The 26,205-nt window shown below is 61.3% G+C and carries 24 protein-coding genes; 18 read left to right on the top strand and 6 right to left on the bottom strand.

What is annotated here, in order from left to right:
* Positions 1-34: 34 nt before the first annotated feature.
* Entirely contained in the window at positions 35-2,611 is a 2,577-nt protein-coding gene (gene gyrA / locus LG374_RS08435) for a DNA gyrase subunit A (protein ID WP_225757278.1), read from the bottom strand.
* Between the two features lie 289 nt (positions 2,612-2,900).
* Here gyrA and LG374_RS08430 point away from each other — a divergent pair, with 289 nt between their 5' ends.
* The 7 genes from LG374_RS08430 to LG374_RS08400 all read left to right on the top strand — a co-directional run bounded on the left by LG374_RS08430 (position 2,901) and on the right by LG374_RS08400 (position 10,369).
* Entirely contained in the window at positions 2,901-3,503 is a 603-nt protein-coding gene (locus tag LG374_RS08430; protein WP_225757277.1) for an OmpA family protein, read from the top strand.
* 123 nt (positions 3,504-3,626) lie between these two features.
* Entirely contained in the window at positions 3,627-4,358 is a 732-nt protein-coding gene (locus LG374_RS08425) for a glutamine amidotransferase (protein WP_225757276.1), read from the top strand.
* A 44-nt stretch (positions 4,359-4,402) separates the two neighbouring features.
* Positions 4,403-5,434, top strand: a complete 1,032-nt coding sequence (locus LG374_RS08420) for a tetratricopeptide repeat protein (RefSeq protein WP_225757275.1) — start codon at positions 4,403-4,405, stop codon at positions 5,432-5,434.
* Between the two features lie 9 nt (positions 5,435-5,443).
* A complete protein-coding gene (locus LG374_RS08415; RefSeq protein WP_225757274.1) occupies positions 5,444-7,351 on the top strand; it encodes an ATP-binding cassette domain-containing protein in 1,908 nt (635 codons plus the stop codon).
* A 33-nt stretch (positions 7,352-7,384) separates the two neighbouring features.
* On the top strand, positions 7,385-8,650 hold the full coding sequence (locus LG374_RS08410) for a hypothetical protein (RefSeq protein WP_225757273.1): 1,266 nt from the start codon (positions 7,385-7,387) through the stop codon (positions 8,648-8,650).
* Position 8,651: 1 nt separating this feature from the next.
* The gene (locus tag LG374_RS08405) at positions 8,652-9,560 is read left to right on the top strand and encodes a hypothetical protein (protein ID WP_225757272.1); all 909 of its coding nucleotides are present in this window, start codon (positions 8,652-8,654) and stop codon (positions 9,558-9,560) included.
* A gap of 23 nt (positions 9,561-9,583) precedes the next feature.
* Positions 9,584-10,369 carry a ScpA family protein gene (locus LG374_RS08400; RefSeq protein WP_225757271.1) on the top strand — a complete coding sequence of 262 codons (786 nt, stop codon included), beginning with the start codon at positions 9,584-9,586 and terminating at the stop codon, positions 10,367-10,369.
* Positions 10,370-10,475: 106 nt separating this feature from the next.
* On the opposite strand, the gene dhaL is transcribed toward LG374_RS08400, so the two are convergent.
* The 5 genes from dhaL to LG374_RS08375 all read right to left on the bottom strand — a co-directional run bounded on the left by dhaL (position 10,476) and on the right by LG374_RS08375 (position 15,026).
* Positions 10,476-11,099, bottom strand: a complete 624-nt coding sequence (dhaL, locus tag LG374_RS08395; RefSeq protein WP_225757270.1) for a dihydroxyacetone kinase subunit DhaL — start codon at positions 11,097-11,099, stop codon at positions 10,476-10,478.
* An 87-nt stretch (positions 11,100-11,186) separates the two neighbouring features.
* Positions 11,187-12,251, bottom strand: coding sequence for a dihydroxyacetone kinase subunit DhaK (gene dhaK / locus LG374_RS08390; protein ID WP_225757269.1), 1,065 nt, complete (start codon positions 12,249-12,251; stop codon positions 11,187-11,189).
* Complete coding sequence (dhaM, locus tag LG374_RS08385) at positions 12,248-13,588, bottom strand: dihydroxyacetone kinase phosphoryl donor subunit DhaM (protein ID WP_225757268.1); 1,341 nt, start codon at positions 13,586-13,588, stop codon at positions 12,248-12,250. The genes dhaK and dhaM overlap by 4 nt, the downstream gene beginning before the upstream one ends.
* A 158-nt stretch (positions 13,589-13,746) precedes the next feature.
* Positions 13,747-14,172, bottom strand: coding sequence for a hypothetical protein (locus LG374_RS08380; protein WP_225757267.1), 426 nt, complete (start codon positions 14,170-14,172; stop codon positions 13,747-13,749).
* A gap of 239 nt (positions 14,173-14,411) precedes the next feature.
* Positions 14,412-15,026, bottom strand: a complete 615-nt coding sequence (locus tag LG374_RS08375; protein WP_225757266.1) for an L-threonylcarbamoyladenylate synthase — start codon at positions 15,024-15,026, stop codon at positions 14,412-14,414.
* 148 nt (positions 15,027-15,174) lie between these two features.
* Between LG374_RS08375 and pheA the strand changes: the two genes are divergently transcribed.
* From pheA to LG374_RS08320, 11 genes are all read left to right on the top strand, one after another.
* Positions 15,175-16,257: a prephenate dehydratase gene (gene pheA / locus LG374_RS08370; protein ID WP_225757265.1), complete on the top strand. Its 1,083-nt coding sequence runs from the start codon at positions 15,175-15,177 to the stop codon at positions 16,255-16,257.
* Positions 16,254-17,315, top strand: a complete 1,062-nt coding sequence (locus tag LG374_RS08365) for a hypothetical protein (RefSeq protein WP_225757264.1) — start codon at positions 16,254-16,256, stop codon at positions 17,313-17,315. Before pheA ends, LG374_RS08365 begins: the two co-directional genes overlap by 4 nt.
* A 31-nt stretch (positions 17,316-17,346) precedes the next feature.
* Positions 17,347-18,306, top strand: coding sequence for a DnaJ C-terminal domain-containing protein (locus LG374_RS08360; protein ID WP_225757263.1), 960 nt, complete (start codon positions 17,347-17,349; stop codon positions 18,304-18,306).
* A gap of 3 nt (positions 18,307-18,309) precedes the next feature.
* Complete coding sequence (locus tag LG374_RS08355) at positions 18,310-18,573, top strand: chaperone modulator CbpM (RefSeq protein ID WP_006987027.1); 264 nt, start codon at positions 18,310-18,312, stop codon at positions 18,571-18,573.
* Between the two features lie 312 nt (positions 18,574-18,885).
* Complete coding sequence (locus LG374_RS08350; protein ID WP_225757262.1) at positions 18,886-19,344, top strand: PTS sugar transporter subunit IIA; 459 nt, start codon at positions 18,886-18,888, stop codon at positions 19,342-19,344.
* A 292-nt stretch (positions 19,345-19,636) separates the two neighbouring features.
* A complete protein-coding gene (ltnD, locus tag LG374_RS08345) occupies positions 19,637-20,533 on the top strand; it encodes an L-threonate dehydrogenase (RefSeq protein WP_225757261.1) in 897 nt (298 codons plus the stop codon).
* A 1-nt stretch (position 20,534) separates the two neighbouring features.
* Positions 20,535-21,785 (top strand): 3-oxo-tetronate kinase, encoded by a 1,251-nt coding sequence (gene otnK, locus LG374_RS08340; protein ID WP_225757260.1) that lies wholly within the window; start codon positions 20,535-20,537, stop codon positions 21,783-21,785.
* Positions 21,782-22,414 carry an aldolase gene (locus LG374_RS08335; protein WP_225757259.1) on the top strand — a complete coding sequence of 211 codons (633 nt, stop codon included), beginning with the start codon at positions 21,782-21,784 and terminating at the stop codon, positions 22,412-22,414. The genes otnK and LG374_RS08335 overlap by 4 nt, the downstream gene beginning before the upstream one ends.
* Positions 22,415-22,416: 2 nt before the next feature.
* Positions 22,417-23,193 carry a 2-oxo-tetronate isomerase gene (otnI, locus tag LG374_RS08330; protein ID WP_225757258.1) on the top strand — a complete coding sequence of 259 codons (777 nt, stop codon included), beginning with the start codon at positions 22,417-22,419 and terminating at the stop codon, positions 23,191-23,193.
* 508 nt (positions 23,194-23,701) lie between these two features.
* Positions 23,702-24,655 carry a D-erythronate dehydrogenase gene (denD, locus tag LG374_RS08325; protein ID WP_225757257.1) on the top strand — a complete coding sequence of 318 codons (954 nt, stop codon included), beginning with the start codon at positions 23,702-23,704 and terminating at the stop codon, positions 24,653-24,655.
* 33 nt (positions 24,656-24,688) lie between these two features.
* The gene (locus LG374_RS08320) at positions 24,689-26,185 is read left to right on the top strand and encodes a GntP family permease (RefSeq protein WP_370639335.1); all 1,497 of its coding nucleotides are present in this window, start codon (positions 24,689-24,691) and stop codon (positions 26,183-26,185) included.
* Positions 26,186-26,205 lie beyond the last annotated feature (20 nt).

Here is a 26,205-nt window from a genome sequence, read left to right as displayed (position 1 = left end):
GCATATGAATAAGGCGGGCTTGCGCCCGCCTTGTTTATTCCGCGTTATCGTCCGTATTGACGGGCTCGCCGCTATCGTCTTCGCTGTCGGCGACGATTTGCGCGACGGCAATCAGTTTTTCGCTGTCGCTGGTGCGGATGAGGCGCACGCCCTGGGTGTTGCGGCCGCTGGTGCTGATTTCGGCAACGCGGGTGCGGACCAGGGTGCCGTTATCGGTGACAAGCATGATGTGTTCGTCTTCCTGGACTTGCAGGGCGCTGACGGCGCGGCCGTTGCGTTCGCTGCACGCGATGGAGATGACGCCTTTGGTGCCGCGTCCTTTTTGCGGGTAGTCGGCGATCGGGGTGCGTTTGCCGTAGCCGTTTTCGGTGACGGTGAGGATGTCTCCATTGTCGGCGACAACGCAGAGGGCGATGACGCGCTGGCCGTCGTCAAGGTTCATGCCGCGCACGCCGGTCGCGTCGCGCCCCATGCTGCGCACGCTCGTTTCGGGGAAGCGCACGGCTTTGCCGGCGTCGGAAAAGAGCATGATGTCGCGGCTGCCATCGGTGAGGGCGACGTCCACGAGTTCGTCGTCTTCACGAAGGTTGATGGCGATGATGCCGATGCTGCGCGGGCGTGAGTAGTCGGACAGCGGGGTTTTTTTGACGGTGCCGCTTTTGGTGGCGAAGATGAGGTAGCGGTCTTCGGGGTATTCGCGGGTGGTGAGCACGGCGTTCAGGCGCTCGCCCGGCTCGAAGGGCAGCAGGTTGACGATGGGTTTGCCTTTGGCGTTACGCCCCGCTTGCGGCAGTTCGTACACTTTCAGCCAGTACACTTTGCCCCGGTTGGTGAAGCAGAGCATGGTGTCGTGGGTGTTGGCGATGATGAGTTGTTCGACGAAGTCTTCGTCTTTGACGGCGGTCGCCGATTTGCCTTTGCCGCCGCGTTTTTGTGCTTCATAGTCCGAGAGCGGCTGCGCTTTGATGTAGCCTTCATGCGAGAGGGTGATGACGCGGTCTTCTTCGGCGATGAGGTCTTCGAGCGAGAGGTTGAGATGGGTGTCGAGGATTTGGGTGCGGCGCACGTCGTTGTATTGGTTTTTGATGTCGCGCAGTTCTTCTTTGATGACTTCAAGCAGGCGTTCGGGGATTTGCAGGATGTCGAGCAGGCCTTCGATTTCGTGGATGATTTGCTGGTATTCGTCGAGGATTTTTTCTTGTTCGAGGCCGGTCAGGCGGTGCAGGCGCAGGTCAAGGATGGCTTGTGCCTGTTCGGGTGAGAGGTGGTAGCGGCCATTATGCAGGCCGTATTGTTTGGCAAGGCCTTCGGGGCGTGAGTTTTCAGCGCCAGCGCGGGCGAGCATGTCCACGACTTGCCCTGCCGCCCAGCTTTTGCCAAGCAGGGCTTCTTTCGCCTCGCTAGGGCCGCTGGATTGTTTGATAAGTTCGATGACTTCGTCAATGTTGGCAAGGGCGATGGACAGGCCTTCGAGGATGTGGGCACGTTCGCGGGCTTTGCGCAGTTCGTAGATGGTGCGGCGGGTGACGACTTCGCGACGGTGCGCCAGGAAGACTTGCAGCGCTTCTTTGAGCGAGAGCAAGCGTGGTTGGCCACCAACCAGCGCCATCATGTTGATGCCGAAGACGATTTGCAGCTGGGTAAGCTGGAAGAGGTTGTTAAGGATGACTTCGGCGACTTCGCCCCGGCGCAGTTCGATCACCATGCGGATGCCGTCTTTGTCCGATTCGTCGCGCAGCGCAGTGATGCCGTCGATTTTCTTTTCTTTGACGAGTTCGGCAATTTTGCCCAGCAGGTTGGCCTTGTTGACCTGGTAGGGTAGTTCGTCCACGACGATGGTCTGTTTACCACTGTGCTCGTCGGTCTCAATGTGGGTTTTGGCGCGGATGTAAATGCGGCCACGGCCGGTTTCGTAGGCCTCGCGGATGCCGCGCGCGCCGTTGATGAGCGCCCCGGTGGGGAAGTCGGGACCGGGGATGTAGCGCATCAGCGCAGCGGTGTCGGCTTCGGGGTGGTCAAGCAGGTAAAGGCAGGCGTCGAGGGTTTCGCCGAGGTGGTGCGGCGGAATGTTGGTCGCCATGCCGACAGCGATACCGGAGCTGCCGTTTATCAGCAGATGCGGCAGGCGGGCGGGCAGGACGACGGGTTCTTGCTGGCTACCGTCGTAGTTCGGTGCGAAATCGACGGTTTCTTTTTCAATATCGGTTAGCAGGCTGTGCGCGATTTTTGCCATGCGCGCTTCGGTGTAGCGGTAGGCGGCGGGCGGGTCGCCGTCCATCGAGCCGAAGTTGCCCTGACCATCCACCAGCGGATAGCGCAGCGAGAAGGGTTGCGCCATGCGCACCAGGGTGTCGTAGATGGCACTGTCGCCGTGCGGGTGGTATTTCCCCATCACGTCACCGACGATAGTCGCGGATTTGACGTATTTTTTGTTCCAGGCGTTGCCCTGTTTGTGCATGGAAAAGAGGACGCGGCGGTGCACCGGTTTCAGGCCGTCGCGCGCATCCGGCAGGGCGCGCCCGACGATGACGCTCATCGCGTAGTCCAGATAGGAGCTGCGCATTTCATCCACCAGATTGACCGGCAACACTTCTTTGGCAAATTCGCTCATGTATTTCTCTACCTTGTAGCGTAAAAACGCCCGCACGACGGGGCAAACGGCGCATATTTTAACATGAATGCGGGGTCGCCCCAGTTTGTGTCATTCGCACAACAAAACGCTGTCCAACATGTCGCTTTTACCGCATTTATCTTTGCATTTTTGCAACAAAACTCGTATCATGCCGCGCGGATGGGTACCTCTTGCCTGTTCGTGGGCAAGGGTGCCGTCAATCTTGGACGGGCAGCCGTCCACAAGTTCTTAACATTAACTTGCAAGTTTTGTTATGGGAGAAGTAAATATGAAACTTAAAAAACTGATTGCAGTTGCCGTACTTGCTGCTAGTGCAGCTCCGGCATTTGCAGATCTGCCTGCAAATGAAGACCTGACTTCCGCTGGTGGAGATCTGGTCAAAAACCGTTGGGGCGAATGCGTTACCGTCAATGCCAACAAAGGCCTGACTGGTTGCGGCGTACAAGAAGCACCGCCGGCTCCGCCTCCGGTTATGGAAAAACGTACCGAAACCATTACTTTGGCTGCCGATACCTACTTCGATTTCGACAAGTACAACCTGAAACCGGCTGGTAAAGAAGCCCTGCAACAACTCGCAGGCGATCTGAACCAACGTGGTGCGAACATTCAGAAAATTACCGTCGTTGGTAACACCGACTCCAAAGGTTCTGACGCCTACAACCAAAAACTGTCTGAGCGTCGTGCCAACACCGTTGCTAACTACCTCGTAGAAAACGGCGTACCGCAGTCTTTGATCGAAGCCTACGGTAACGGTGAACGCAACCCGGTTGCCACCAACAAAACCGCTGAAGGCCGTGCACAAAACCGTCGTGTAGACGTCACGGTTGACGGTCTCGTTGAGCGTGAAGTAGCTCAACCTGCTGCCCAATAAGCACAACCCTATCGCCGCCTAATCCACCCCCGTCTAACGGGGGTTTTTTATATGTCGTTGAATAGATAAAAAGCGCAACGCCGTTACGATTTTTGAGATGGTTAACTATATGAAAGAAGCCGTATGAAACCACTCCTTATCCTTAAACTCGGTGCCCCCAAAGCCGATATCATCGCCCGCCTCGGCGAGTACAGCGACTGGATCGCGCGCACCATCGCGCCGGTGCAACACCCCATGCGCGTGCTCGACATCATCGGCGGTGAGGCTCTGCCTGCACTGGATAGCGCCGCCGGTGTCATCCTCACCGGCTCGGCGCATATGGTGCCGGAGCGCCAACTTTGGAGTGAAGCCACCCGCGTCTGGCTGCAACAAGCCGTTCCCGCCAGGCTGCCCGTGTTTGCCATTTGCTACGGCCATCAACTGCTGGCGGATGCCTGCGGCGGCGCAGTCGGCGACAACCCGCGCGGCCTAGAAATCGGCAGCACGACCATCACCCGTCTGCCAGCCTGCGACGATGACCCCATCTTTGCCGCCCTGCCGACGCACTTCACCGCCAACGTCACCCATTACCAATCCGTGCTGCGCTTGCCCGCTGGTGCAACCCTCCTCGCTGCCAACGAACACGACCCGCATCAGGCCTACCGCATCGGCGCCCACGCCTGGGGCGTACAATTCCACCCCGAATTTGACGCTGCCGCCATCCGCGCCCATATTGACGGCAAACGTGACGCCATCACCGCTGCCGGCCACGACCCGGATGCCATCCGTGCCGCCGTCCGCGCTGACACCCCCGACGCCGCCGCCCTGCTATGCCGCTTCGCCCGCTACGCCGCTGTCCGCGACGGTATCATTTAAGCGGCACACCACACCCGTTTTTCATCACCCACAAGGAGTCCATCATGCCTATCCGTTCCCTCTTCCTCGCCGCTGCATTACTGGGTGCCGACCTGGCACTTGCCGCCGATACCGCCGTGCCGGAAGTCTCTGCCACCGCTGCCACTGCCGCCGCCCTGCAAAAAGCCGATGCCGCCCGCAGCAACGCCGATTTCAAGGAGGCCTATGCGATTTATAAAACTCTTGCTGACCAGGGCAACGCTCGTGCCGAAGCCAAGATTGGCATGATGTATGCCACTGGCGAACTCGGTAAACGCGACATGGCTGAGGCTATTGCTCATTACGACAAAGCGGCGGAAGCCGGTGATGGTTACGCCCAATTTTTATTGGGAGTTGCCTTTCGTAATGGCATGGGGGTTGAGAAACACGATACAGAATCCGGCCGCTGGTTTGCCAAGGCAGAAGAAAATCTGCGCAAGGCCGCACTCCGCCAAGATGCCGAAGCGCAATATCTTTTGGGCATCATGTATCGCGACGGCATCAATGTTGTAGAAAGCAAGAAGGAAAGTGGTCAGTGGCTGCAAAAAGCCGCTGAAAAAGGGTATCCGTCTGCTCAGGTCGCTTATGGTCATTTTCTGTACGATGAAAACGAAGATACGGCAGGACTGCTGACATGGTGGGAAAAGGCCGCTGCACAAGGGGATATAGGAGCACAATTAAACTTGGCAAGTGCTTATACAGGAGGCTATTACGGTGTCAGCAAGGACCAGGCAAAAGCAGATGAATGGTATCGGCGGGTCATTCCCACACTGGAAAAATCCGCTGAGCAGGGCAATGTTGGTGCACAATTCCTTCTTGGTAGAAGTTACCTAAAAGGTGAAGGGCTTGCCGTCAACCCTGAAAAAGCTCAGGAATGGCTGGAAAAAGCAGCTGCACAGGACGATATAGCGGCGCAAACGACGCTTGGCAGAAGCTACCTGAAAGGTGAAGGGCTTCCCGCTGACCCGGAGAAAGCGCGGTTATGGTTGGAAAAGGCCGCCGCACAGGGCAACAAGATCGCACGAAGCCTATTGGACGAACTCCCCGAAAATAAATAAGGAACCCCCATGCCCCTCCTCCTCACTGCCCAAGACCTCTCGCTTGCCTTCGGCTGGCGGCCCTTGCTCGATCACGTCAACTTCTCGCTGGAAAGCGGCGAGCGCGTCGCCCTGCTGGGTCGCAACGGCGAGGGCAAATCCACTCTGCTCAATGTATTGCGCGGGGCGCAGATGCCGGATGACGGCAGCCTGCGCATCAGCGAAGGCGTGCGCATCGCCTATCTGCCGCAAGACCCGCCCGCTGCGGACGCGCGCACGGTGCGCGAAGTCGTGCGCGACGGGCTGGCTGAAACTGCTGCATTAGTCGAGCGTTACCAAACCCTGCTTGCCGCCCATGACGCGCATGATGCCGATGAACTCGCCCGCCTCGAAGCGGCGGTAGCAGCGGCAGATGGCTGGCAGCTGGATAACCGCATCGACGGCATCCTGCAACGCTTCGACCTCGACGGCGCGGCGCAGATGGCGGATTTGTCCGGCGGCTGGCGGCGGCGCGTCTGGCTGGCGCGGGTGCTGGTTGCCCGTCCCGACGTGCTGCTGCTCGACGAACCGACCAACCACCTCGATATGGGCGCCATCATCTGGCTGGAAAACCTGCTCAACAATTTTGCCGGTGCTGTCGTTTTCGTCACCCACGACCGCGCCTTCCTCGAAAAAGTCGCGAACCGCATTTGGGAACTGGATCGTGGCCGCCTGCTCGACGTGAAAAGCGACTACCGCCGCTTCCTGCGCACCCGCGAGGAAGCGCAACACGCCGAAGCCGAAGCACAGGCGCGTTTCGACAAAAAACTCGCCGAAGAAGAAATCTGGATACGTCAGGGCATCAAGGCGCGGCGCACCCGCAACGAAGGCCGCGTGCGCGCGCTGAAAGCGATGCGCGCCGAACGCGCCGCGCGCATCGAGCGGCAGGGCAAGGCAAATCTGCAACTGGACGCAGGCGAGCGCAGCGGGCGGCAGGTGATCGTCGCCGAAAACATCAGCTTCGCCCACGCAGGCGGCGCGCCGCTGGTGCAGGATTTCAGCGACATCATCGAGCGCGGCGAGAAAATCGGCCTGGTCGGCGCGAACGGCGCGGGCAAAACCACCCTGCTGCGCCTGCTCCTTGGCGAATTGCCGCCGACGGCAGGCCGTCTCAAACACGGCACGAAACTGGAAGTTGCCTACTTTGACCAGTTGCGCGCCCAGCTTGATCCTGAAGAAACCCTGCGCGACAGCGTCGGCGCGGGGCGGGACTACATCGAAACGAACGGCCAGCGCAAGCACATCGCCGCCTACCTGCAAGATTTCCTCTTTCCACCCGAACGCTGGCGTACTCCGGTCGGCGCGCTCTCCGGCGGCGAACGAGCCCGCCTCCTGCTGGCGCGTCTTTTCGCGCAGCCGGCAAACGTCCTCGTGCTGGACGAACCGACCAACGACCTTGACATCGAAACCCTGGAACTGCTGGAAGAAGTGCTGGCGGACTACCCCGGCACAGTGCTGCTGGTCAGCCACGACCGCGCCTTCCTTGATGCCGTCGTCACCCGCCTGTGGGTATTCAACCGTCACAAAGGCAAAATCGAGCAAATCGTCGGCGGCGTCAGCGACTGGCTGCAACAGGGCGGCGACATCGCCCAACTGGAAGAGGCCGCTGCGCCCGCTGCGAAAACAGCAGAAAAACCCGCTGCCCCTGCCGCCCCGCCCGCCGAAAAGCGCGGCAACAAGCTGTCCTACAAATACCAGCGCGAACTCGAAGCCCTGCCCGCGCAGATTGAGGCGGCGGAAGCCGAAGTCGCCCGCCTCACCGCCGTCGTGCAGGAAGCGGATTTTTACCAGCAACCGCAGGAAGCACAACAGGCGGGCTTTGCCGCGCTGGAAGCGGCGCAGCAGCAGCTTGATGCGCTGGTGGAACGCTGGATGCAGCTTGAAGATGGCGAGGTGTGAGCGCCGCCCGGCACAATAAGCACAGGAGCCCGTATGTCCGACTTCGCCCCCGACCTTGACGACCCGCGTACCCGTGGCTGGGGCGGGCACGCTTACTCGCTCCACAGCCGGGACGCTGACGACGGCTTTTCCTTCCTCTCCTGGTTTTTTATTTATTTCCTACCCCCCATCTTCATCGGGTTCTATATACAAAGCGACAGCGGCGTATGGCGCTTCTACTTTGGCATCTGCCTGCTGCTGACGCTGCACATCGTCATCATGCCGCTCTACAACTACTTAACCCGCAAGAAACGTAATGATGACACCCCGGAAGACTACGACCCGCGCGCGCCCACTATCGTCTGCGACCCGCAGGGGATGACCATCTACGATGACCGCCGCATCAGATTCCAGTGGCGCTGGCGCGAACTCGACAGCGTCCTCTACGATGGCGATGTCCTCCTCATCACCCTGCGGCGCGGCGGTACGGTGGAATACGGCCCACACCACATCAGCGACGCGGACTATGGCGACATCATCGCCGTCGCCAGCGATTATCTGAACGGTAAAGCACCACCCCTGCCGCCTGCCCCACCCGCCGGCCTCGATTACACCTGGTACGAGACGCAGAACACCAACTTCTTGTCCTGCATCAACTTCCTGCTGCTCCTGCTGGTGCTCTGCATCCTCGGTCCCGGCCTCTTGCGCTATGGCCATGGTGTGCAACTCGGCAAAGCCCTGTTCGCTTTCTGCCTCCCGATACCCATCCTCCTGCCCCTTCTCATCACCAACTACCGCGACGACGGTACCCGCTCGCAAATCACCATCGATGCCACCGGCCTGCACAGCCTCACCAGCAACGACGGAGGCATCATCGACGAGCTATTTACCCTGCCCTGGGCGGATATTGCCCATATCAAAGTGCAAATAAAATCCGGACATGGCACCCGAAACGACCTGCTCATCACTGACCGCCTCAGCAACCACTACACAATAAGCGCCAACCATCTGCAAACACCCGAACACGCCTGCCGGGAAATCGCCGCTGCCGTTACCGCCGTTATCCAGCAACGTCCGCTACCGTCGCTGCCCAGCCGCAACCGCCCCGTCTATACCACAACAACGCCCGCCATGCGCTCTTTCTTCTGGTGCCATGTCCTGCTTGCCGCCGCCATCACCCTCACTATCGGCAGTTGCCTGTACCTGAACACCTGTATAATCGGTAATAAAACCATACTGCCACTCGCCTATGGCTACCTCATCCTGGCCTACCTTATCAGCCTGAGCGAATGGAACTACCGTCAAAAACAAAACAACTGACATGACCCAAGCCCGCGCCGACAACCCCCTCTACACCCGTGCCTACGCTGCCATGGATCGTGGCGACCTTGCTGCTGCGCAGCGCTACTTCAGCAAACTCATTCGCGAAACCCCGCAGAACCGCCACTACCACTACATGTACGCGCTGGCCAGCAAATACCGGAGCGACTGGACGGGCGCGCTCACCCACAACCTGCGCGCCATCGCACTCGCTGCCGAACACGACGACGCCCCCTACTGGAACGCGGGCATCGCCGCTACCGCTCTGGAAGACTGGGCAAAAGCGCGCCGCCTGTGGCGCGCCTGCGGCATCGCCGTCCCTGAGGGCACCGGCCCCATCAGCGGTAACTACGGCATCGCCGCCATCCGTCTGCACCCCTGGGCAGCAACCAGCGAAACCGTGCTGGCGCGGCGCATCGACCCCGTGCGCGCCCGCCTGCTCGGCGTGCCGCATCCCGCAAGCGGGCACCGCTTTGGCGACATCATCCTGCACGACAGCGTGCCGACCGGCTACCGCCAGCACAACGGCATGGAAATCCCCGAATACAGCGAACTCGCCCGCCTGAAACCCTCGCCGTATCCCACCTACACCGCGCGCGTCCGCTGCACCGACGCTACCGAGCTGCAACCCCTGCTTGATGACGGCGCAAGCGGTGACATCGCCTGCATCGAAGCGCGCCCTGCTAACAGCGACGGCAGCATCACCCTCGACATCGCTGCCAAAACCCGCCTCGCCGTCGCGCAACGCCTCTGCGACTGGGCGCTCGCCGCCGATAGCCGCTCGCTTGAACACATCAGCAGCGAAGAGCAGCCCGTTCCCCCGCCTGACGGCCACCCGCACTGGTGGCTCGCTCCGAAAAATACCGCTCCGCTGCCGGCGGCAGACAGCGCCGTCCACGCCGCCCCGTAATTAATCCGCATAAGCACAGCCGCATGGAACAGACCGTCCTCCTCTTCGGCGAACCCGTCACCCAACTGCCGCAAGACCTTTACATCCCGCCCGATGCCCTGCGCGTCCTGCTCGATACCTTCAGCGGCCCGCTTGATCTGCTCATCTACCTCATCCGCAAGCAAAACATCGACATTCTTGATATCCCCGTCACCCTCATCACCGAGCAATACCTCGCCTACCTCGAGCTGATGGAAGAAATGGACATGGTATTGGCGGCGGAATACCTGCTGATGGCCGCGACGCTGGCGGAAATCAAAGCGCGCATGATGCTGCCGCGCCCACCACAGAGCGACGACGACGAACCCGAAACCGATCCGCGCGCCCGGCTCGCCGAACAGATACTGGCCTACATCCAGACCGGGAAAGCGGCAGAAAACCTCGCCGCCCTGCCCCGCGTCGGCGCCGGCACGGCCCTCTCGGCCCACCTGCCGCCGGCGGGTGCGCAGCCCGTTATCAAACCACCGGCGGACGCGCACAAACTGGCCGATGTGCTGCGCAAACTCTGGCTGCGCCACGACCTGCGCCGCGCGCACGAAGTCGAAAACGAAAGTTACTCGCTCGCCGAGCGCATGGACAGCATGCAGGCGCGTCTCAGGAACCACCCCGACTGGCAGCCGCTCACCGCTTTCTACGGTACGGGCGAAGGACGTGAAGGTTTTGTGGTCAGCCTGATGGCGATGCTCGAACTCGACCGCTCACAATTACTCGAATGGCAACAGGCGGCGCTGTTTGCCCCGGTCAACCTGCGCCTGCGCCAGTCGTCATAAGCAAACGATAAACATGGCTCCATCCGCTGGGGCAGGCGGCGGCGCAGTATTCGCCGCGTTATCCATCTATCTATGGCCGTAGCTGGCAAAACACGTCAGTAGCCTTTCAGGCCAGCACCTCGGCCAGCACGTGCAGGATGATGGCGCTCGATGCCGCGCCGGGGTCTTTGTGGCCAGCACTGCGTTCGCCGAGGTAGCTGGCGCGGCCTTTTTTGGCGACAAGCGGGATGGTGCTTTCTGCCGCTTCCTGCGCGACGGCGGCGGCTTTGGCGCTAGCCGTTGCCAGATCTGCACCGTCTGCTGCCGCTTGTTGCAGGGCGGCGGCGGCGGGCTGCCACACGTCGATCATGGTTTTGTCGCCCACTACCGCCTGACCGCGCGCGGCCAGGCCGGCGACGCCATCGGCGATGGCTTGGGCGAGGGTGGCGGTGTCGAGGTCGGTTTTGCCGTTCAGTGCGGGTGCGGCTTTGAGAAAGAGGGTGCCGTAGAGCGGGCCACTGGCGCCGCCGACGGAGGACAGCAGGGTCATACCGGTGGTTTTGGCGAGGCTGCCGAGGTCTTGTCCTTCTTGGCCGTGCAGTTTTTCGACGGCTTTGTGGAAGCCGCGCTGGATGTTGAGGCCGTGATCGCCGTCGCCGATGGCGGTGTCGAGGGCAGTGAGTTCGTCTTGTGCGGCGCTGAGGGCGGCGGCGCTTTGTTCGATCCAGGCGAGGTATTGGCTGCTGTTCATAGGGGTTCCTTATGCTTTCCGGACAGCCGCCAAGCGAGGTAATAACTGGGTTTGCGCGAGGCGGGTGACTGTCCGGCCATTTTTTTGTTACCAGTTAAGCGCCGGGGTGTGTACCGGGGCGTCGTAGAGGGCGAGGGTGTCGTCATCAACGGCGAGCAGGGTGATGGAGACGCCCTGCATGTCAAGCGAGGTGCAGTAACTGCCAACGAGGCTGCGCGCGATGGTGATGCCGTTCGCCGCGCAAGCTTGCGCCAGGCGGTGATAGACGCCGTAGCATTCGGAGAGCGGTACGCTGCCGAGGTTGTTCACCATGGCGATGACGCGGTCGCCCGCTTGCAGCGGGGTTTTGGCGACGGTTTCTTCATCCCAGCTGGCGGTGTCGCGGTTCCATTGGCGCAGGGGGCGGCTGTAAGCGCCGTGTTCGATGAGGGTGCCGAACATTTGCCCGACCACGGTATCGAGGTCGGTGTAGGGACGGCGTTCGATACCGGGTTCGCCGTGGATGCCGACGCCGTATTCGATTTCGTTGTCAGCGAGGGTAAAGGAGGGTTTGCCTGCTGCCGGCACGGTGCAGGCACCGAGGGCGATGCCGATGCTGTGGCAGTGGTTGTTGAGTTTGCGGCCAAGGGCAGCGAGGCTGTCTAGGTCATCGCCCCGGCGGGCAGCGACACCGAGCAGTTTTTCGATGAGGACGGTGCCGGCGACGCCACGGCGTCCGGCGGTGTAGAGGCTGTCTTTGACGGCCACATCGTCATCGGTGAGGACGACGGCGACGGGGTGGCCCATGTCGTGCAGGAGTTCGGTAGCGGTTTCGAAGTTCAGGACGTCGCCGGTGTAGTTTTTGATGATGAGCAGCACGCCGCGCCCGCTATCCACCGCTTCGGCGCAGGCGAGGACTTGATCCGGCGTGGGCGAGGTGAAGATTTCGCCCGGCACGGCGCCGTCGAGCATGCCGTCGCCGATGTAGCCGCTGTGCATGGGTTCGTGGCCGCTGCCGCCGCCGCAGATGAGGCCGACTTTGCCGGCAACGGGCGCGTCTGCGCGAGTGATGTAGGTGGGGTCACGGTGCAGGGTGAGGCCGGGGTGGGCGGCGACGAAGCCTTGCAGTTGTTCGTCGAGGATGGTGTCCACACGGTTGATGAGTTTTTTCATGGCTGTTCCTGGGGTTGGGGGTTGAGGGTGAGCACGGTGCCGTCTGGCACGCTGGTGTCGATGCCGGAGAGTAGCGGACGCGCGGCATGGCGGCAGAGGATGGCGCTGTGGCTGTGGCTGTCGTCTTCGTCAAGGATAACGGCGACGCAGTTATCCGGCAGGACGGCGGCAGCGCTGGGATAGAGGCGCGCGGTGGCGAGGATGAAGGGGCTGTCTTCGGGATAAGGGGGCGGGGGCAGGTGCGCCAGGGCGGCGAGGACGCCATCGGCGATGTCGGCGAAATCGAGGACGCGCGCGCGCAGGTAGGGGTCGCGGATGGCGGCGAACTGCGTAATGGCAGCAGCGGTTTCGGCGCGCCAGGCGGCAACGGTTTCGTTCTCCGCGCGGGCGAGGGTGTTGGCCGCGAGTTCGTCCAGCAGTTGTTGTTGCGCGGCGAAGATGTCGCCAACGTCGTCGCCGTAGCGGGCGCTGGTGTATTTGCGCAGGTCGCCGAGGTGGGCGCGCCAGGCGTCCACAGCAGCGGTGAAGGCAGCGCGGTCGGCGCGCAGGTCGGCGGGAATGACGGGCGGATGGTCGTGGTAGAGGGCAGCGCTGATGGGCGCCGTCGGCAGGTTTAGCGTCTCGGTCGTGCTATCGCCGAAGTTGGCGGCGGCAAGGTCGCGGAAGGCGGCAAGTGCGGCGGCACTGTCGGCGCCATCGGCGTAGAGGGTGAGGCTGTCGCCCTGCCGTGCTTGCAGGGCGGTGAGCTGGTTCAGGCTGCGCGGATCGGCGCTTTGCCCGTCTTTGACGAGGGTAAGGCTGGCCGCGAAGGGCGCCAGCGCGGCGACAAGACGTGCGGCGGGGCGGGCGTGCAGGCCGTGCGGGTTGGTGAGGGTAATGGTCGCCGCTTCGCCTGCGGGAACGGCGGCGGTAGCGAGGACGGGCGTGGTCACGCCCAGCGCCAGTTGTTTGGCGAGTAATGCGCCTTCGGCTTCGCGGGCGACGGTCGCCAAATCCGCCCCGCTCGCCGCTGCCACGGCGGCACTCAGCGCCCCTTCGACGAAGGACGCGGCAGCGATGCGGCAGCGCGCCGCCACGTCGGGATCAACAAGATCCAGCGCCGTCTGCGCGCTCAATATGGCGCTGCCGAGGTCAACGAGGATGAGGATGCCGTCGGGGTTATCGGCAGCGTCGATGGCGTTCATGATGCGCACGGCGTCGGTGCCGATGGGGTTATCGGCATCGTCGATACCGGCGGCGGTGTGAATGGTGGCGGGATCGGCGCTCACTTGCGCCGCGAGTTCGGCCAGCGCTTGCGCGAGTGCGGGATGGTGCGAGACGAGGATGAGATGGACCATGATGTCTCCGGGTCTGTGTTTTCTGTGGGGATTATACGCGCAAAACCACAGTTATCCACGCATAAAGCTGTGTTTAATCACAGCTTGATGATGCGCTCGCAGACTATCCTCGCCAAGGCGGAACGGTCATAAAAAAGGCGCCTGTTAGCGCCTCTTTTTTAGCGGTTCTGATTGCGTTCCAGTAGTGTGCGGGTGTAATCCGTATTACGCATGACCGCCTGGCAAGTCTGCGCCAGTAGCACTGTCATCATGCCAGCCAGCAGCGTACCTGCACCATAGAAAAAGACCAGCATTGCCGTCCCATATCGGGCTCCAATGCTGGAAAGCATGATAAAGATACCTGCTGCAGCAAACAGCCAGCCCATGGCAGCAACAATTTTGGCGATCAGTATGCCGCCGCCGTATCCGGTCGGTATGTGCTTAACTGGCGCGGCTGGTGCGGATACTGGGGGCTGAGTCACTGCTGGATTGACGGACTCGCCAACGGTGAACGATTTATGACAAGCCTCGCATTGCACGACACTACCCGCTTCAGCAGGTTGTCGTTGGACAGCAGCGCAATGGGGACAGATGGCTACACTCATATTAACTCCTGTGTTCCTTGTGTATTTAACACACCATTTAGCGGTGTGCCGATAGTTGCCGCGTAGCGGCAACGGCATTGTAGAAGGAATGGGCGGATAAGTACCAATTTTTGCTGTGATTACGATTTATCCAACCTCAATGAGGAATCCTTTTTGCCCCACGCAGGTTCAGCTTTGGTTCCGCGCTAAATAGGCGATTTTCTACAGCCACAAGCGGAAGCGTCGCTATCGTCTATGTTCTACCGCCCAAAATCCACGTCCCCTGCCCCTTGCCGCAATACAACCGGCGGCATTTCGGTGAGGTCAAGGACGGTGGTCGGGCGCAGCGGCAGGTCGCCCGCGTCCACGATGAGGTCGATGAGGCCGGTGACTGAAGCGGGCAGGTCGTGGATGTCGCCGCTGTAATCGTCGCTGTCAAAGAGCGATACCCCCATCAGCGCTTCGCCGTGCGCAGCGAGCAGCGCCTGCATGATGGGATGATCGGGCACACGGATGCCGATGGTTTTGCGCTTGTCGTTCTGCACGCGGCGCGGCACTTCGCGGCTGGCGGGCAGGATGCAGGTGTAGGCGCCGGGGAAAAGGGTTTTCAGCAGGCGGTATTGCACGTTGTCCACCCGCGCGTAGCGGCCAAGATCGGTGAGATCGGCGCAGAGAATGGTGAAGGGGTGGTCGCGATCCAGTTCGCGGATGTGGCGGATTTTGTCCGCTGCCGCCTTGTCGTCCAGGCGGCAAAGCAGGGCATAGCCGGAATCGCTTGGCACGACGACCACGGCGCCGCTTCTGATGATGTCGGCAACGCGGTCGATGTCGCGCGGCTTGATGCGTTCGGGGTGAATTTCGAGTATATCGCTCATGGCAGGTTCCTATGTTTATAGTCGTTTCAGATAGGACTGAGGCTCGCCAACACCGGGTTCTATTTGGGACGACTATGGCGTCCGCCGCGCGGCGGCGGGCGAGTGTGCGAGAATATAGCACGTCCCGCCCCTACCGGAGTCCACCCCCATGCCCACTCTGAACGAACTGCGCGCGCAAATTGATGCGCTGGATGCCGACATTCTCGCCCGCCTCTCGGAACGCGCCCGCTGCGCCCGCGAAGTCGGCGCCATCAAGAAGGCCGAAGGCAGCAAAAACATCGCTTACTACCGTCCGGAACGCGAACGGCAGGTGCTGGAACGCGTCGCCGCGTTAAACGACGGCCCGCTGTCAGATCAGGAAATCATGCGCCTTTTCCGCGAAATCATGTCCGCCTGCCTCGCCCTCGAACTGCCGCTGGAAATCGCCTACCTCGGCCCGGAAGGCACCTTCACCCAGGCCGCCGCGCTGAAACAGTTCGGCCATTCCGTCACCACCCGCCCGCTGCGCTCCATCCCCGACATCTTCAAGGCGGTGGAAAGCGGCGTGTGCAGCTACGGCGTGGTGCCGGTCGAGAACTCGACCGAAGGCATGGTCACGCATACCCTGGACAGCTTCGTCACCTCCAGCCTCAACATCTGCGGCGAAGTGCTACTGCGCATCGGGCAGAATCTCATGACCCACGCCACCATGCTGGCGGACATCCGCCGCGTCTATTCGCACAGCCAGTCGCTGGCGCAATGCCGCAGCTGGCTGGCGGAAAACCTGCCACATGCGGACATCATCATGGTCGGCAGCAACGGCGAAGCGGCCAGACTTGCCTCCGAAGAAGCGGACGCGGCGGCGATTGCCGGAAAAATGGCGGCAGAACTCTACGGCGTGCCGGTGCGCTTCCCACATATCGAAGATGACGGCAACAACACCACGCGCTTCCTCGTCATCGGTCAACAGGCAAGCGGCATCAGCGGCTGCGACAAAACCACCATCCTCGTCTCCTCGCAGAACCGCCCCGGCCTGCTCTACCAGCTGCTCGAACCCATCGGCCGTCATGGCATCAACATGACCCGCATCGAATCCCGCCCCAGCCGCCGGGGCATGTGGGAATACGTGTTCTTCATCGACCTCGAAGGCCACCGCGACGAACCGCAAATGCGCGTCCTCCTGGACGAAATCCGCGACCGCGCCAGCCTGTTTCGCATCCTCGGCAGCTATCCGCAGTCGGTGTTGCAGTGAACTGGCTGAAAAAATGGCTGAAGCCGTCCGCCCCCGCAAACAGCGATGCCATGAACTGGGCGGAGCAGTGGCTGAACCGCTCGCAATGGTTCAAAAACAAATACCTGAAAGAACGCTATCTCGTCGCAGAAGCGGTCCTGCACGCTTTGAGCGACCCCAACCCGCGTGTGGATTTACCGCTGCCCTATGCGGATATGGACGAATTTATCCGCGCCCTTCTGGACCTTGAAAAGATTGCTGGCAAAAACCTCTTTCACCCACAGGAGCCTAATGCCGCACCAATATGGCGCACATGGCTTAACCTCTGCCACCCCGATGGCTACATCCGCGAACAGGCGCTCCACGCCCTGCCCGCACGCATTCCCAGCACTGCCTGCGTCATCCTCGTCCTCTTGCGCCTGAATGACTGGGCGGCACCGGTGCGTGACGCTGCCCGCCGCCGCCTCACCGCATTTGCCGCCGCGACCGCGCCGCAGCACCTCGCGACCGCCCTTGGCTATATCCTGCGCTATTGGACGAGCTGGGGGCGGATGAGTCCCGCCAGCAAACAAGACGCGCTTGCCGTGCTCCTCAGCGATGCCGTCGCCGCCCAACTCGCTACCGCTCTTGCACGGAGCCCGGCTGGACCGATGACCACCCTCCTCGCCCAACTCGGCCAAGTTGCGACCATCGACCGCCATCTGCCCCATATCGCCGCGCACGCCATCCAGCCTGGCCTGCGCGCCAAGGCCTACCAAAGCCTGCTAAGCGGCAAAGCCACCTGGGCCAGCGGCAAAGAAAAAGAGTGGATAGAACAGCGCTACAACATCTACCGCTGGCACACCATTCTTGCCAGCCGCCCGCTGACCATCACCGTTGAGCACAACCACACCCTGCAACAGGCCGCTGCCGACCGTTCGCCCATCGTCCGCCGCGTCGCCGCTGACGCCATCATCGCCGCCCTGCCCCACCTTGGCCCCAGCGAACAACACCTCGCCACCCGACTCGCCGTCGACCCCAATCCCAGCGTCGCCGAACGCGGCGCCTACATCCTGCGCCATAGCAACCCCGCGCGCTAAAATAGCCCTACACCCCAAACGAGACCCCTCTATGGCCAAGACCTACTACGACATCCTCGGCGTTGCCCAAGACGCCAGCGCTGCCGACATCAAAAAGGCGTATCACCGCCTGGTGCGGCAGTACCACCCCGACATCAGCAAAGACCCTGATGCCGACAAAAAAACCAGCGAAATCAACCAGGCCTACAACACCCTGAAAGACCCGGAAAAACGCGCCGCCTACGACGCCGCGCTCGCTAACCCCTTCGCCGGACAGGCGGGTAGCGCAGGCTTTGGCGGCTTCGACCCGCGTCAGGCGGGCGGCTACCGCGAATACCACTTCGACGACAGCCGCTTCGGCGACGGCCAGCCCTTCGGCAGCGGTGATTTCCGCTTCGACGACATCTTCTCCGCCTTTGGCCACGCACATGGCGGACGTTCCCAGCGCCCTAGCGGCCCGGTCAAGGGCGAAGACCAGCACGCCGAACTCGCCATCGACATCGCCGCCGCCTACCAGGGCAGCGAGCGCAGCTTCAGCCTCGATATGCCGACCCTCACCGCGCAGGGCGAAATGACCTACACCCGCAAAACCCTGCACGTCAAAATCCCCAAAGGCATCCTCGAAGGCCAGCAAATCCGCCTGCGCGGCCAGGGGCTGCCCGGCTGGAACGGCGGCGAAAACGGCGACCTCTACCTGAAAATCCGCTTCCATGAAAACCCGGCGCACTACATCAAAGACCGCAAAGACGTGTACCAGCATATCCGCGTCATGCCGTGGACGGCGGCGCTTGGCGGCAGCCTGGAAGTCATGACCCCTGCGGGCAAACTGCACGTCACCATCCCCGCGAACAGCAAAAGCGGGCAGAACCTGCGCCTCAAAGGCAAAGGCATCCCCGCCAAAGAACCGGGCGACCTGTACCTCACCATCCACATCGACCTGCCGCAAGCGAACAGCGACGCCGACCGCGCCGCCTGGGAGCAACTGGCGGCACATTACGGCGCAAGAGGCTGAACCATGCACGACGAACACGACATCCAACTGAGCTACCGCGAAATCATCCGCGCCTGCGACAGCGACGATAACTGGTTTACCAGCATCATCGAAGCAGACATCATCCACGTCAGCGGCGACCCGCAGCAAGCCACCTACGATGGCTACCAGCTGGCGCGCATTCGCCGCGCTCACCGCATCAGCCGCGACTTTGAAGCCAGTGCCCCCGCGACCGCACTCATCCTGCAACTCCTCGACGAACTCGACACGCTGCGCAAGGGACAATAAGAACGGGCGGGCAACACAGCCCGCTCTTTTTATCCGACAATCATCACACCGCTTGGCAGCCACCCTACCCTTGCGTGCTGTTTGTACGGCAACCAATCCTCGCTTTATGCGGGGTTGTAGCGCACACTACGTGGAGGTAAATGGAGGGTTCCGTTTGCCGTTTTTTTCTGTTGTTACTGGAGTCTTTAAATGAGTAAAGTCAGTGAAATGAGGCGCTTGGGTGCTTATTCTGCATGGGGTAAGCGGCGGTATGAAGCAGGTCGGCAGGCACTGCGTGCTGTCGGTTTTGTTGCGTATTAAGCGGAGGACGCCATGTTACTGACACAAATGCTTGACACCGGACACGTCAATTTCAAGGAACGCTGTGCCGACTGGCGAAGCGCCATCCGCGCCGGATGTGAACCGCTGGTCGCAAGCGGCGCAGTGGATGCCGCTTATGCAGATGAAATCATTGCCAGCGTTGAGCAATACGGGCCGTATATCGTCATCGCCCCCGATATTGCCATGCCGCACGCGCAGGGAAATACCGCCAGTGTTCATCAGACAGCGGTGTCCTTCATGAAAGTGCATGAAGCAGTCGCCTTTGCTGCCGATGACCGCGACAAGGATGCGCGCTTATTCTTCACCCTCGCCTCGCAGAATCACGAGCAGCATCTGGAAAATATGTCGATGCTGGCGACGATGCTGGATAACGAGGCACTGATTGCCGAGCTGCTCACGGCGCAAAGCAACGATGACCTGCGCAATATCGCTGCTAAATACGGGATTTAGGCAGGGGTACGCCCCTTCCGCTGTGCCTTCTCACCCTTCATTTATAAGATATTCAACACATCATTTGGGGAATTCCTCATCTGAAGGCGAGTCATGCATATCCGCATTCCTCTGCTCCCGAAATCCTTGTTTGCCGCTTAGAGCGGCTATTTTTTTGCCTTTTTAACGTATTGCTACGCTGACAATTTTTAGCAATCTCACGATTTTTCCCAAAACTCCACAATAAACCTATTGCTTTACACAAAATGCCGCTCTAATATCCACCCGTTTTTCACATAACGAGAGGTTCATCATGTCGTATGCAGTTGCGGTAATCGGTTTGGGTGCGATGGGTATGGGGGCGGCGCAGTCCTCTGTGCGCGCCGGTCTTGATACGTATGGCGTGGATTTGTCTGCGCAGGCGCGCGACGTTTTGCAAGCCGCCGGCGCGAAAGCGGTCGCGGCATCGGCGGATGGTTTTGCCGACAAGCTCGATGCGGTGCTGCTGCTCGTGGTCAATGCCGCGCAGGTGGAGGCCGTGCTTTTCGGCGAAAGCAAGCTCGCTGACAAGCTCAAGCCCGGCACGGCGGTGATGGTTTCTTCGACGATTGCTGCTCAGGATGCCCGCCGTTTTGGCGAGGCGCTCGCCGCGCGCGGCCTGCTGATGCTGGATGCGCCGGTTTCCGGCGGTGCGGCGAAAGCGGCAGCGGGCGAGATGACGGTGATGGCAGCCGGTGATGACGCTGCGTTCGCCAAGTTGCAGCCGGTGCTGGATGCGGTCGCGGGCAAGGTGTACCGCTGCGGCCAAGACATCGGTCAGGGTGCGACGGTCAAGATCATTCACCAACTGCTCGCTGGGGTGCATATTGCCGCCGGGGCGGAAGCGATGGCGCTGGCCGCCAAGGCCGGGATTCCGCTCGATTTGATGTACGACGTGGTCACGCACGCCGCCGGCAATTCGTGGATGTTTGAGAACCGCATGAAGCACGTTGTCGATGGCGACTACACACCGCTATCGATGGTCGATATTTTCGTCAAGGATTTGGGCTTGGTGACGGATACGGGCAAGGCGCTGCGTTTCCCGCTGCCGCTTGCCTCCACGGCGTTCAATATGTTCACCGAGGCGAGTAATGCCGGGCACGGCAAGGAAGACGACAGCGCGGTAATCAAGATTTTCAGCGGCATCGAATTGCCGAAAAAAGGGGGCTGAGATGTTGCAGTTAGGGGTAATTGCCGACGATTTCACCGGCGCAAGCGACATCGCCAGTTTTTTGACGGAGAACGGTCTGCGCACAGTGCAGATGAACGGCATCCCGGCGCGCGCCCTGCCGGACGGCGTCGATGCAGTGGTGATCAGCCTGAAATCGCGCTCGATTGCCGCGCAAGAGGCGATAGCGCAGTCGCTCTCGGCGTTGCAGTGGTTGCAAGCGGCGGGCTGCAAGCAGTTTTTCTTCAAGTATTGTTCGACGTTTGACAGCACCGCCGCCGGCAATATAGGCCCGGTGACGGATGCGCTGCTCGATGCGCTGGGCGAGGATTTCACGGTGATTTCCCCCGCGCTGCCGGTCAACGGGCGGACGATTTTTAACGGCTATCTGTTCGTCGGCCAGGTGCTACTCAATGAATCGGGGATGCAGAATCACCCGATTACGCCGATGCGCGACGCCAGTCTGCCGCGCCTGATGGACGCGCAGGCGCGCGGCAAGACAGGGCTGGTCGCCTATCCGGACATGGTGCAGGGCGCGGCGCACGTCAGGGACTGCTTCGCCCGTCTGCGCGCAGACGGCTACCGCTATGCGGTCGCCGACAGTGTCGATAACGCGCAACTGGCGGTGCTGGCCGAGGCCTGCCGCGATTTGCGCCTGGTTACCGGCGGTTCGGGGTTGGGCGCGTATCTGGCGGCGCTGCTTTCCGGCGGCAAGAAGGGCGATAACGCTTTTGTGCCGAAGAAAGGGGCGACGGTGGTGCTCTCCGGCTCGTGTTCGGTGATGACCAACAAGCAGGTCGCTACCTATAAGGCCGTCGCGCCGCACCGCTTCGTCGAGGCGCAGGCCTGCATCGAGCGGGGCGCGGACTATGCCGCTGAACTCGCTGCCTGGGTCGTCAGCCATTTGGACGATAAACACGCACCGCTGCTCTACGCTACCGTGCCACCGGATGAACTCAAAGCCATTCAGCAACGCTTCGGCGTGGAGAAATCCAGCCATGCCATTGAGCAGGTGTTTGCCGCCGTCGCGGAAAAGCTGCGCGTGCAGGGTGTGGTGAATTTCATCTGCGCGGGCGGGGAAACGTCCAGTATCGTCGTGCAGCGTCTCGGCGTGGACGGCTTCCACATCGGCAAGCAGATTGCCCCCGGCGTGCCATGGCTGCGCGTACTCGATGGCGAAGTCTATCTCGCGCTGAAATCCGGCAACTTCGGCACTGAGGATTTCTTCGCTTACGCGCAGGGGATGTTCGCATGACCGAACTTGAGCAAAAAAACCAGATGGTGGCGCTGGCGGCGTCGCTGTTTAACCGGGGTTACAGCGTCGGCGGGGCGGGCAACCTGTCCTGCCGCCTGGACGGCGGGCGTTTCCTCGTCACCCCCACCGGTTCCTCGCTGGGGCGACTGACGGCGGAACGGCTGTCGGTGCTGGATGGCGATGGCAATCTGCTCGCCGGCGACAAGCCGAGCAAGGAGTCCGTCTTCCACCTCGCGCTGTACCGCAAGAACCCGGCCTGCAACGCCATCGTCCACCTGCATTCCACCTACCTCACCGCGCTATCCTGCCTGCAAGGACTGGACCCTGCGAACGCGCTCAAAGCATTCACGCCGTATTACGTCATGCGCGTCGGCGCACTGCCGGTCATCCCGTATTACCGCCCCGGCCACCCCGACATTGCGCGTAAACTGGAAGCGCGGGCGCTCACTGGCCGCGCCTTCCTGCTCGCCAATCACGGCGTGGTGGTCACGGGCAGCGATCTCACCGACGCAGTGGATAACACCGAAGAACTGGAAGAAACCGCCAGACTGCATTTCATCCTGCGCGGCGAAAACATCCGCTATCTGACGGATGACGAAGTTAACGATCTGAAAAACCGGGGGAAATAACCATGCCCAAATTTGCTGCCAACCTGACCATGATGTTTGCCGACCGCCCCTTCCTCGAACGCTTCAAGGCGGCGGCGGACGCGGGCTTCCGCTACGTCGAATACCTGTGGCCCTACGACTATCCCGCCGCCGAGCTGAAAGCGCTGCTGGACAAGCACGGCTTGAAGCAGGTGCTTTTTAACAGCGCGGCGGGCGATACCAAAAACGGCGAATGGGGGCTGACTGCCCTGCCGGGGCGCGAAAGCGAGGCACGGCGCGACATTGACCAGGCGCTGGAATACGCCATTGCCCTGGAATGCCCGACCGTGCACATCATGGCGGGCGTTGTCCCCGCCGGCGCCGACCGCAACGCCTATCTCAACACCTACATCGACAACGTGCGCTACGCCAGCGAACGCTTCCGCCCGCACGGCATCCACATCGTGCTGGAAGCCCTCAGCCCGCAGGTCAAACCCAATTACCTGCTGAAAAGCCAGTACGACACGCTCGCCGCCGTCGAAGCCATTGGCCGCGACAACGTGCGGATCCAGTTCGACTATTACCACGCGCAGAACGTGGACGGGCAGTTGAGCGCGATGACCAAAGCGATGTTTGCGCGCATTGGCCACATCCAGATTGCCTCCGTCCCCGACCGCCACGAACCGGACGAAGGCGAAGTGAACTACCCCTACATCTTCGCCCTGCTCGACGAACTCGGTTACGCGGGCTACATCGGCTGCGAATACAACCCGCGTGGCAAAACCGAAGATGGGCTGGGTTGGTTCGCGGCTTACCGTTAAACAGGTCGCCAAGCGGAACCCCAAATCCCTTCCCCAGCGGGAAGGGGAACAAACCGCCAAGCGGGATAAAACTTGGGGTCGTGTAGGGTGGGCCTTGGCCCACCATGAACAATAGCCTTGCTGATGTTTGGTGGGCTAAAACCACCCTACGATTCGCATCGCCGCCAAGCGGAACCCCAAAATCCCTTCTCCCGCTTGCGGGGGAAGGGGAAAACAAACCGTCAAGCGAGATAAAACCAGGGCTTTACGGGACGGAAAAAGCCCCTCACCCGGTGGGTGAGGGGTTGGGGTGGGGGTTAGAGAAAGCGGGCGAAGCCCGACAAAACCCTGCCAAGCGGGATAAAACCTAGCCTTGCGGGACAGGGCTTGTTGCTAACGCAATTTGCCCAACCCCCATCCCAGCCTTCCCCCAGCGGGAGAAGGGGATTACCCGCCAAGCGGGATAAAACCTGACTTCCCGCTTTACCCGTCATTTCACACACTTTCATTCACACAACAGAGGCAACCCATGAAAAACATCGTCATTACTGGCGGCGCCGGCTTTCTCGGCCAGCGGCTTGCCAAGACCCTGCTAGCCAAGCGGCAGGATGTCCACCTCACCCTGGTGGATGTCATCAAGCCGACCGCCCCCGGCAACGATCCGCGCGTAACCTGCGTGGAAATGGATCTGCGCGATCCCGCCCACCTCGGCAGCGTCATCACGCCGGCGACCGATGCCGTCTTCCATCTCGCCGCCATCGTCAGCAGCCACGCCGAAGCCGAACCCGACCTTGGCTACGAAATCAACTTCCTGGCCACGCGCAACCTGCTGGAAGCCATCCGCCACACCAAACCGTCCATCCGCATCATCTTTTCCAGCTCGCTCGCCGTCTTCGGCGGCAAACTGCCCGATGTCATCCGCGACGACACCGCTGTCACCCCGCAGTCCACTTATGGCACACAAAAAGGCATGTGCGAACTGCTGATTAACGACTACACCCGCAAAGGCTTCGCCGACGGCCTCGCCCTGCGCCTGCCTACCGTCTGCATCCGCCCCGGCAAACCGAACAAGGCTGCCTCGTCTTTCGTGAGCGGCATCATGCGCGAACCGCTGCAAGGCGAAGACGCCGTGCTGCCGGTCAGCCCTGCGCTGCGCCTGTGGCTGTCCAGCCCCGATACCGTCGTCGCCAACTTCATCCACGCGCTCGATATGCCTTCCCTGCCACCGCGCGACTGGCACGTCATCAACCTGCCCGGCTTCACCATCAGCGTGCAGCAAATGCTCGACGACCTCGCCGCGATCAAGGGCAAAGAGATCCTGCAACACATCAAGCCGCAACTCGATGAAGGCATCAACGCCATCGTCGCCAGCTGGCCGGCCGCGATCGACAACACCAGCGCTCTCGCGCGCGGTTTCATCTGCGACAGCGACTTCCAGAGCGTCATCCGCCAATTCATCGACAAAGACCTGCAAGGGGGATAAATCATGGAAACCACTGAAAAAGCCGTGACCACCGTGCTCGGCATGCCCCTGCCCATCATCGGTCTCCTGATTGCCATCTTCGTCCTGATCTACCTCGTGCTGCGCACCCGCGTGCACGCCTTCATCGCCATGCTTATCGCCGCGTCCATCGCCGGTATCTGCGGCGGTCTGAGCGCGACTGAAACCATCAGCGCCATCAGCAAAGGCTTCGGCAGCACCCTCGGCAGCATCGGTATCGTCATCGGCCTCGGCGTGATGATGGGGCGCATCCTTGAAGTCTCCGGCGCCGCCGAAAAAATGGCGTTCAGCTTCATCAAGTTCCTCGGCGAGAAAAAAGAAGAATGGGCGCTGGCAATCACCGGCTACATCGTCAGTATCCCGATCTTCGTTGATTCCGCCTTCGTTGTCCTCTACCCCGTCGCCAAAGCACTCGCCAAAAACAGCAAACGCTCGCTGCTCACCCTCGGCGTCGCCCTCGCTGGCGGCCTGGTCGTCACCCACCACACCGTACCGCCGACCCCCGGCCCGCTCGGTGTCGCCGGCATCTTCGGCGTGGATTTGGGCGCCATGCTGCTCTCCGGCATGTGCTTCGCCGTGCCCTGCGTCATCGGCATGGTGTACTACGCCAAATGGCTGGACAAACGCTTCCCCGAGTTCAACCAGCAAGCCTTCAGCGAAGACGAACTGCGCGACAAACTCGACGGCTACATCGAAAAACAACAGACCAAATCCCTGCCCAGCCTGTTCCTCTCCATGCTGCCCATCGTCCTGCCGATCGTCCTCATCTTCGCCAAAGCCATCGTTGATCTCGTCGGCAAATACAGCTTCCCGACCGAAGAAGCCCTGAAAGCCTTCCAGGCCGGAGCCTTCTACCAAACCATTGCTTTTGTCGGTAACCCCATCATCGCGCTCGCCATCAGCGTGCTGGTCGCTGTCTATACCCTGCTACCACGGACAAGCGTGCATGACACCGCAAAATACCTCGAAGAAGGCGTGACCAGCGCAGGCATCATCCTGCTCGTGACCGGTGCCGGCGGCGCACTCGGCGCCATCCTGCGCGACAGCGGCGCGGGCAAAGAAATGGCCCAGCACATCGCCCAGCACCTGCCCTTCTCGCCGATCATGATCCCCTTCATCATCGCCACCCTGATGCGCTTCATCCAGGGTTCGGGCACCGTCGCCATGGTCACCGGCGCCTCCATCTCCATGCCGATACTCGCCGAAATCGAAGGTATCAACATGCTGATGGCCGCCAACGCCGCCACCATGGGCTCGCTCTTCTTCGGCTACTTCAACGACAGCCTCTACTGGGTGGTCAACCGCATGATGGGCATCGCCGACGTGAAAACCCAGATGATCGTCTGGTCTATCCCGACCACCATCGCCTGGGGTATCGGCGGCGCGCTGGTTGCCGTTGCCAACCTCGTCTTCGGTCACGGCGGCTCCATCCTCGACCCGATCCTGCCGCTCGTCATCCTCGGTCTGGTCATGGCCTACGTCATGCACATGAACCGGAAAATCACCGCTTAACGACGACACAGGGCCCGCTA

It is taken from the genome of Cardiobacterium sp. Marseille-Q4385, assembly GCF_916618745.1.
Classification (GTDB): Bacteria; Pseudomonadota; Gammaproteobacteria; order Cardiobacteriales; family Cardiobacteriaceae; genus Cardiobacterium.
The sequence above is the reverse complement of the archived record's forward strand: the minus strand, read 5'-3'. Positions and strand labels throughout refer to the sequence as shown.

Coding starts and splice junctions, on each gene's coding strand:
- LG374_RS08375 (WP_225757266.1), bottom strand. CDS start 15,026: ATGAGCGATATACTCGAAATTCACCCCGAACGCATCAAGCCGCGCGAC.
- dhaK (WP_225757269.1), bottom strand. CDS start 12,251: ATGAAAAAACTCATCAACCGTGTGGACACCATCCTCGACGAACAACTG.
- ltnD (WP_225757261.1), top strand. CDS start 19,637: ATGTCGTATGCAGTTGCGGTAATCGGTTTGGGTGCGATGGGTATGGGG.
- LG374_RS08430 (WP_225757277.1), top strand. CDS start 2,901: ATGAAACTTAAAAAACTGATTGCAGTTGCCGTACTTGCTGCTAGTGCA.
- otnK (WP_225757260.1), top strand. CDS start 20,535: ATGTTGCAGTTAGGGGTAATTGCCGACGATTTCACCGGCGCAAGCGAC.
- gyrA (WP_225757278.1), bottom strand. CDS start 2,611: ATGAGCGAATTTGCCAAAGAAGTGTTGCCGGTCAATCTGGTGGATGAA.
- LG374_RS08350 (WP_225757262.1), top strand. CDS start 18,886: ATGTTACTGACACAAATGCTTGACACCGGACACGTCAATTTCAAGGAA.
- LG374_RS08420 (WP_225757275.1), top strand. CDS start 4,403: ATGCCTATCCGTTCCCTCTTCCTCGCCGCTGCATTACTGGGTGCCGAC.
- dhaM (WP_225757268.1), bottom strand. CDS start 13,588: ATGGTCCATCTCATCCTCGTCTCGCACCATCCCGCACTCGCGCAAGCG.
- LG374_RS08355 (WP_006987027.1), top strand. CDS start 18,310: ATGCACGACGAACACGACATCCAACTGAGCTACCGCGAAATCATCCGC.
- LG374_RS08415 (WP_225757274.1), top strand. CDS start 5,444: ATGCCCCTCCTCCTCACTGCCCAAGACCTCTCGCTTGCCTTCGGCTGG.
- dhaL (WP_225757270.1), bottom strand. CDS start 11,099: ATGAACAGCAGCCAATACCTCGCCTGGATCGAACAAAGCGCCGCCGCC.
- LG374_RS08405 (WP_225757272.1), top strand. CDS start 8,652: ATGACCCAAGCCCGCGCCGACAACCCCCTCTACACCCGTGCCTACGCT.
- pheA (WP_225757265.1), top strand. CDS start 15,175: ATGCCCACTCTGAACGAACTGCGCGCGCAAATTGATGCGCTGGATGCC.
- LG374_RS08400 (WP_225757271.1), top strand. CDS start 9,584: ATGGAACAGACCGTCCTCCTCTTCGGCGAACCCGTCACCCAACTGCCG.
- LG374_RS08425 (WP_225757276.1), top strand. CDS start 3,627: ATGAAACCACTCCTTATCCTTAAACTCGGTGCCCCCAAAGCCGATATC.
- LG374_RS08380 (WP_225757267.1), bottom strand. CDS start 14,172: ATGAGTGTAGCCATCTGTCCCCATTGCGCTGCTGTCCAACGACAACCT.
- LG374_RS08335 (WP_225757259.1), top strand. CDS start 21,782: ATGACCGAACTTGAGCAAAAAAACCAGATGGTGGCGCTGGCGGCGTCG.
- otnI (WP_225757258.1), top strand. CDS start 22,417: ATGCCCAAATTTGCTGCCAACCTGACCATGATGTTTGCCGACCGCCCC.
- LG374_RS08410 (WP_225757273.1), top strand. CDS start 7,385: ATGTCCGACTTCGCCCCCGACCTTGACGACCCGCGTACCCGTGGCTGG.
- LG374_RS08360 (WP_225757263.1), top strand. CDS start 17,347: ATGGCCAAGACCTACTACGACATCCTCGGCGTTGCCCAAGACGCCAGC.
- denD (WP_225757257.1), top strand. CDS start 23,702: ATGAAAAACATCGTCATTACTGGCGGCGCCGGCTTTCTCGGCCAGCGG.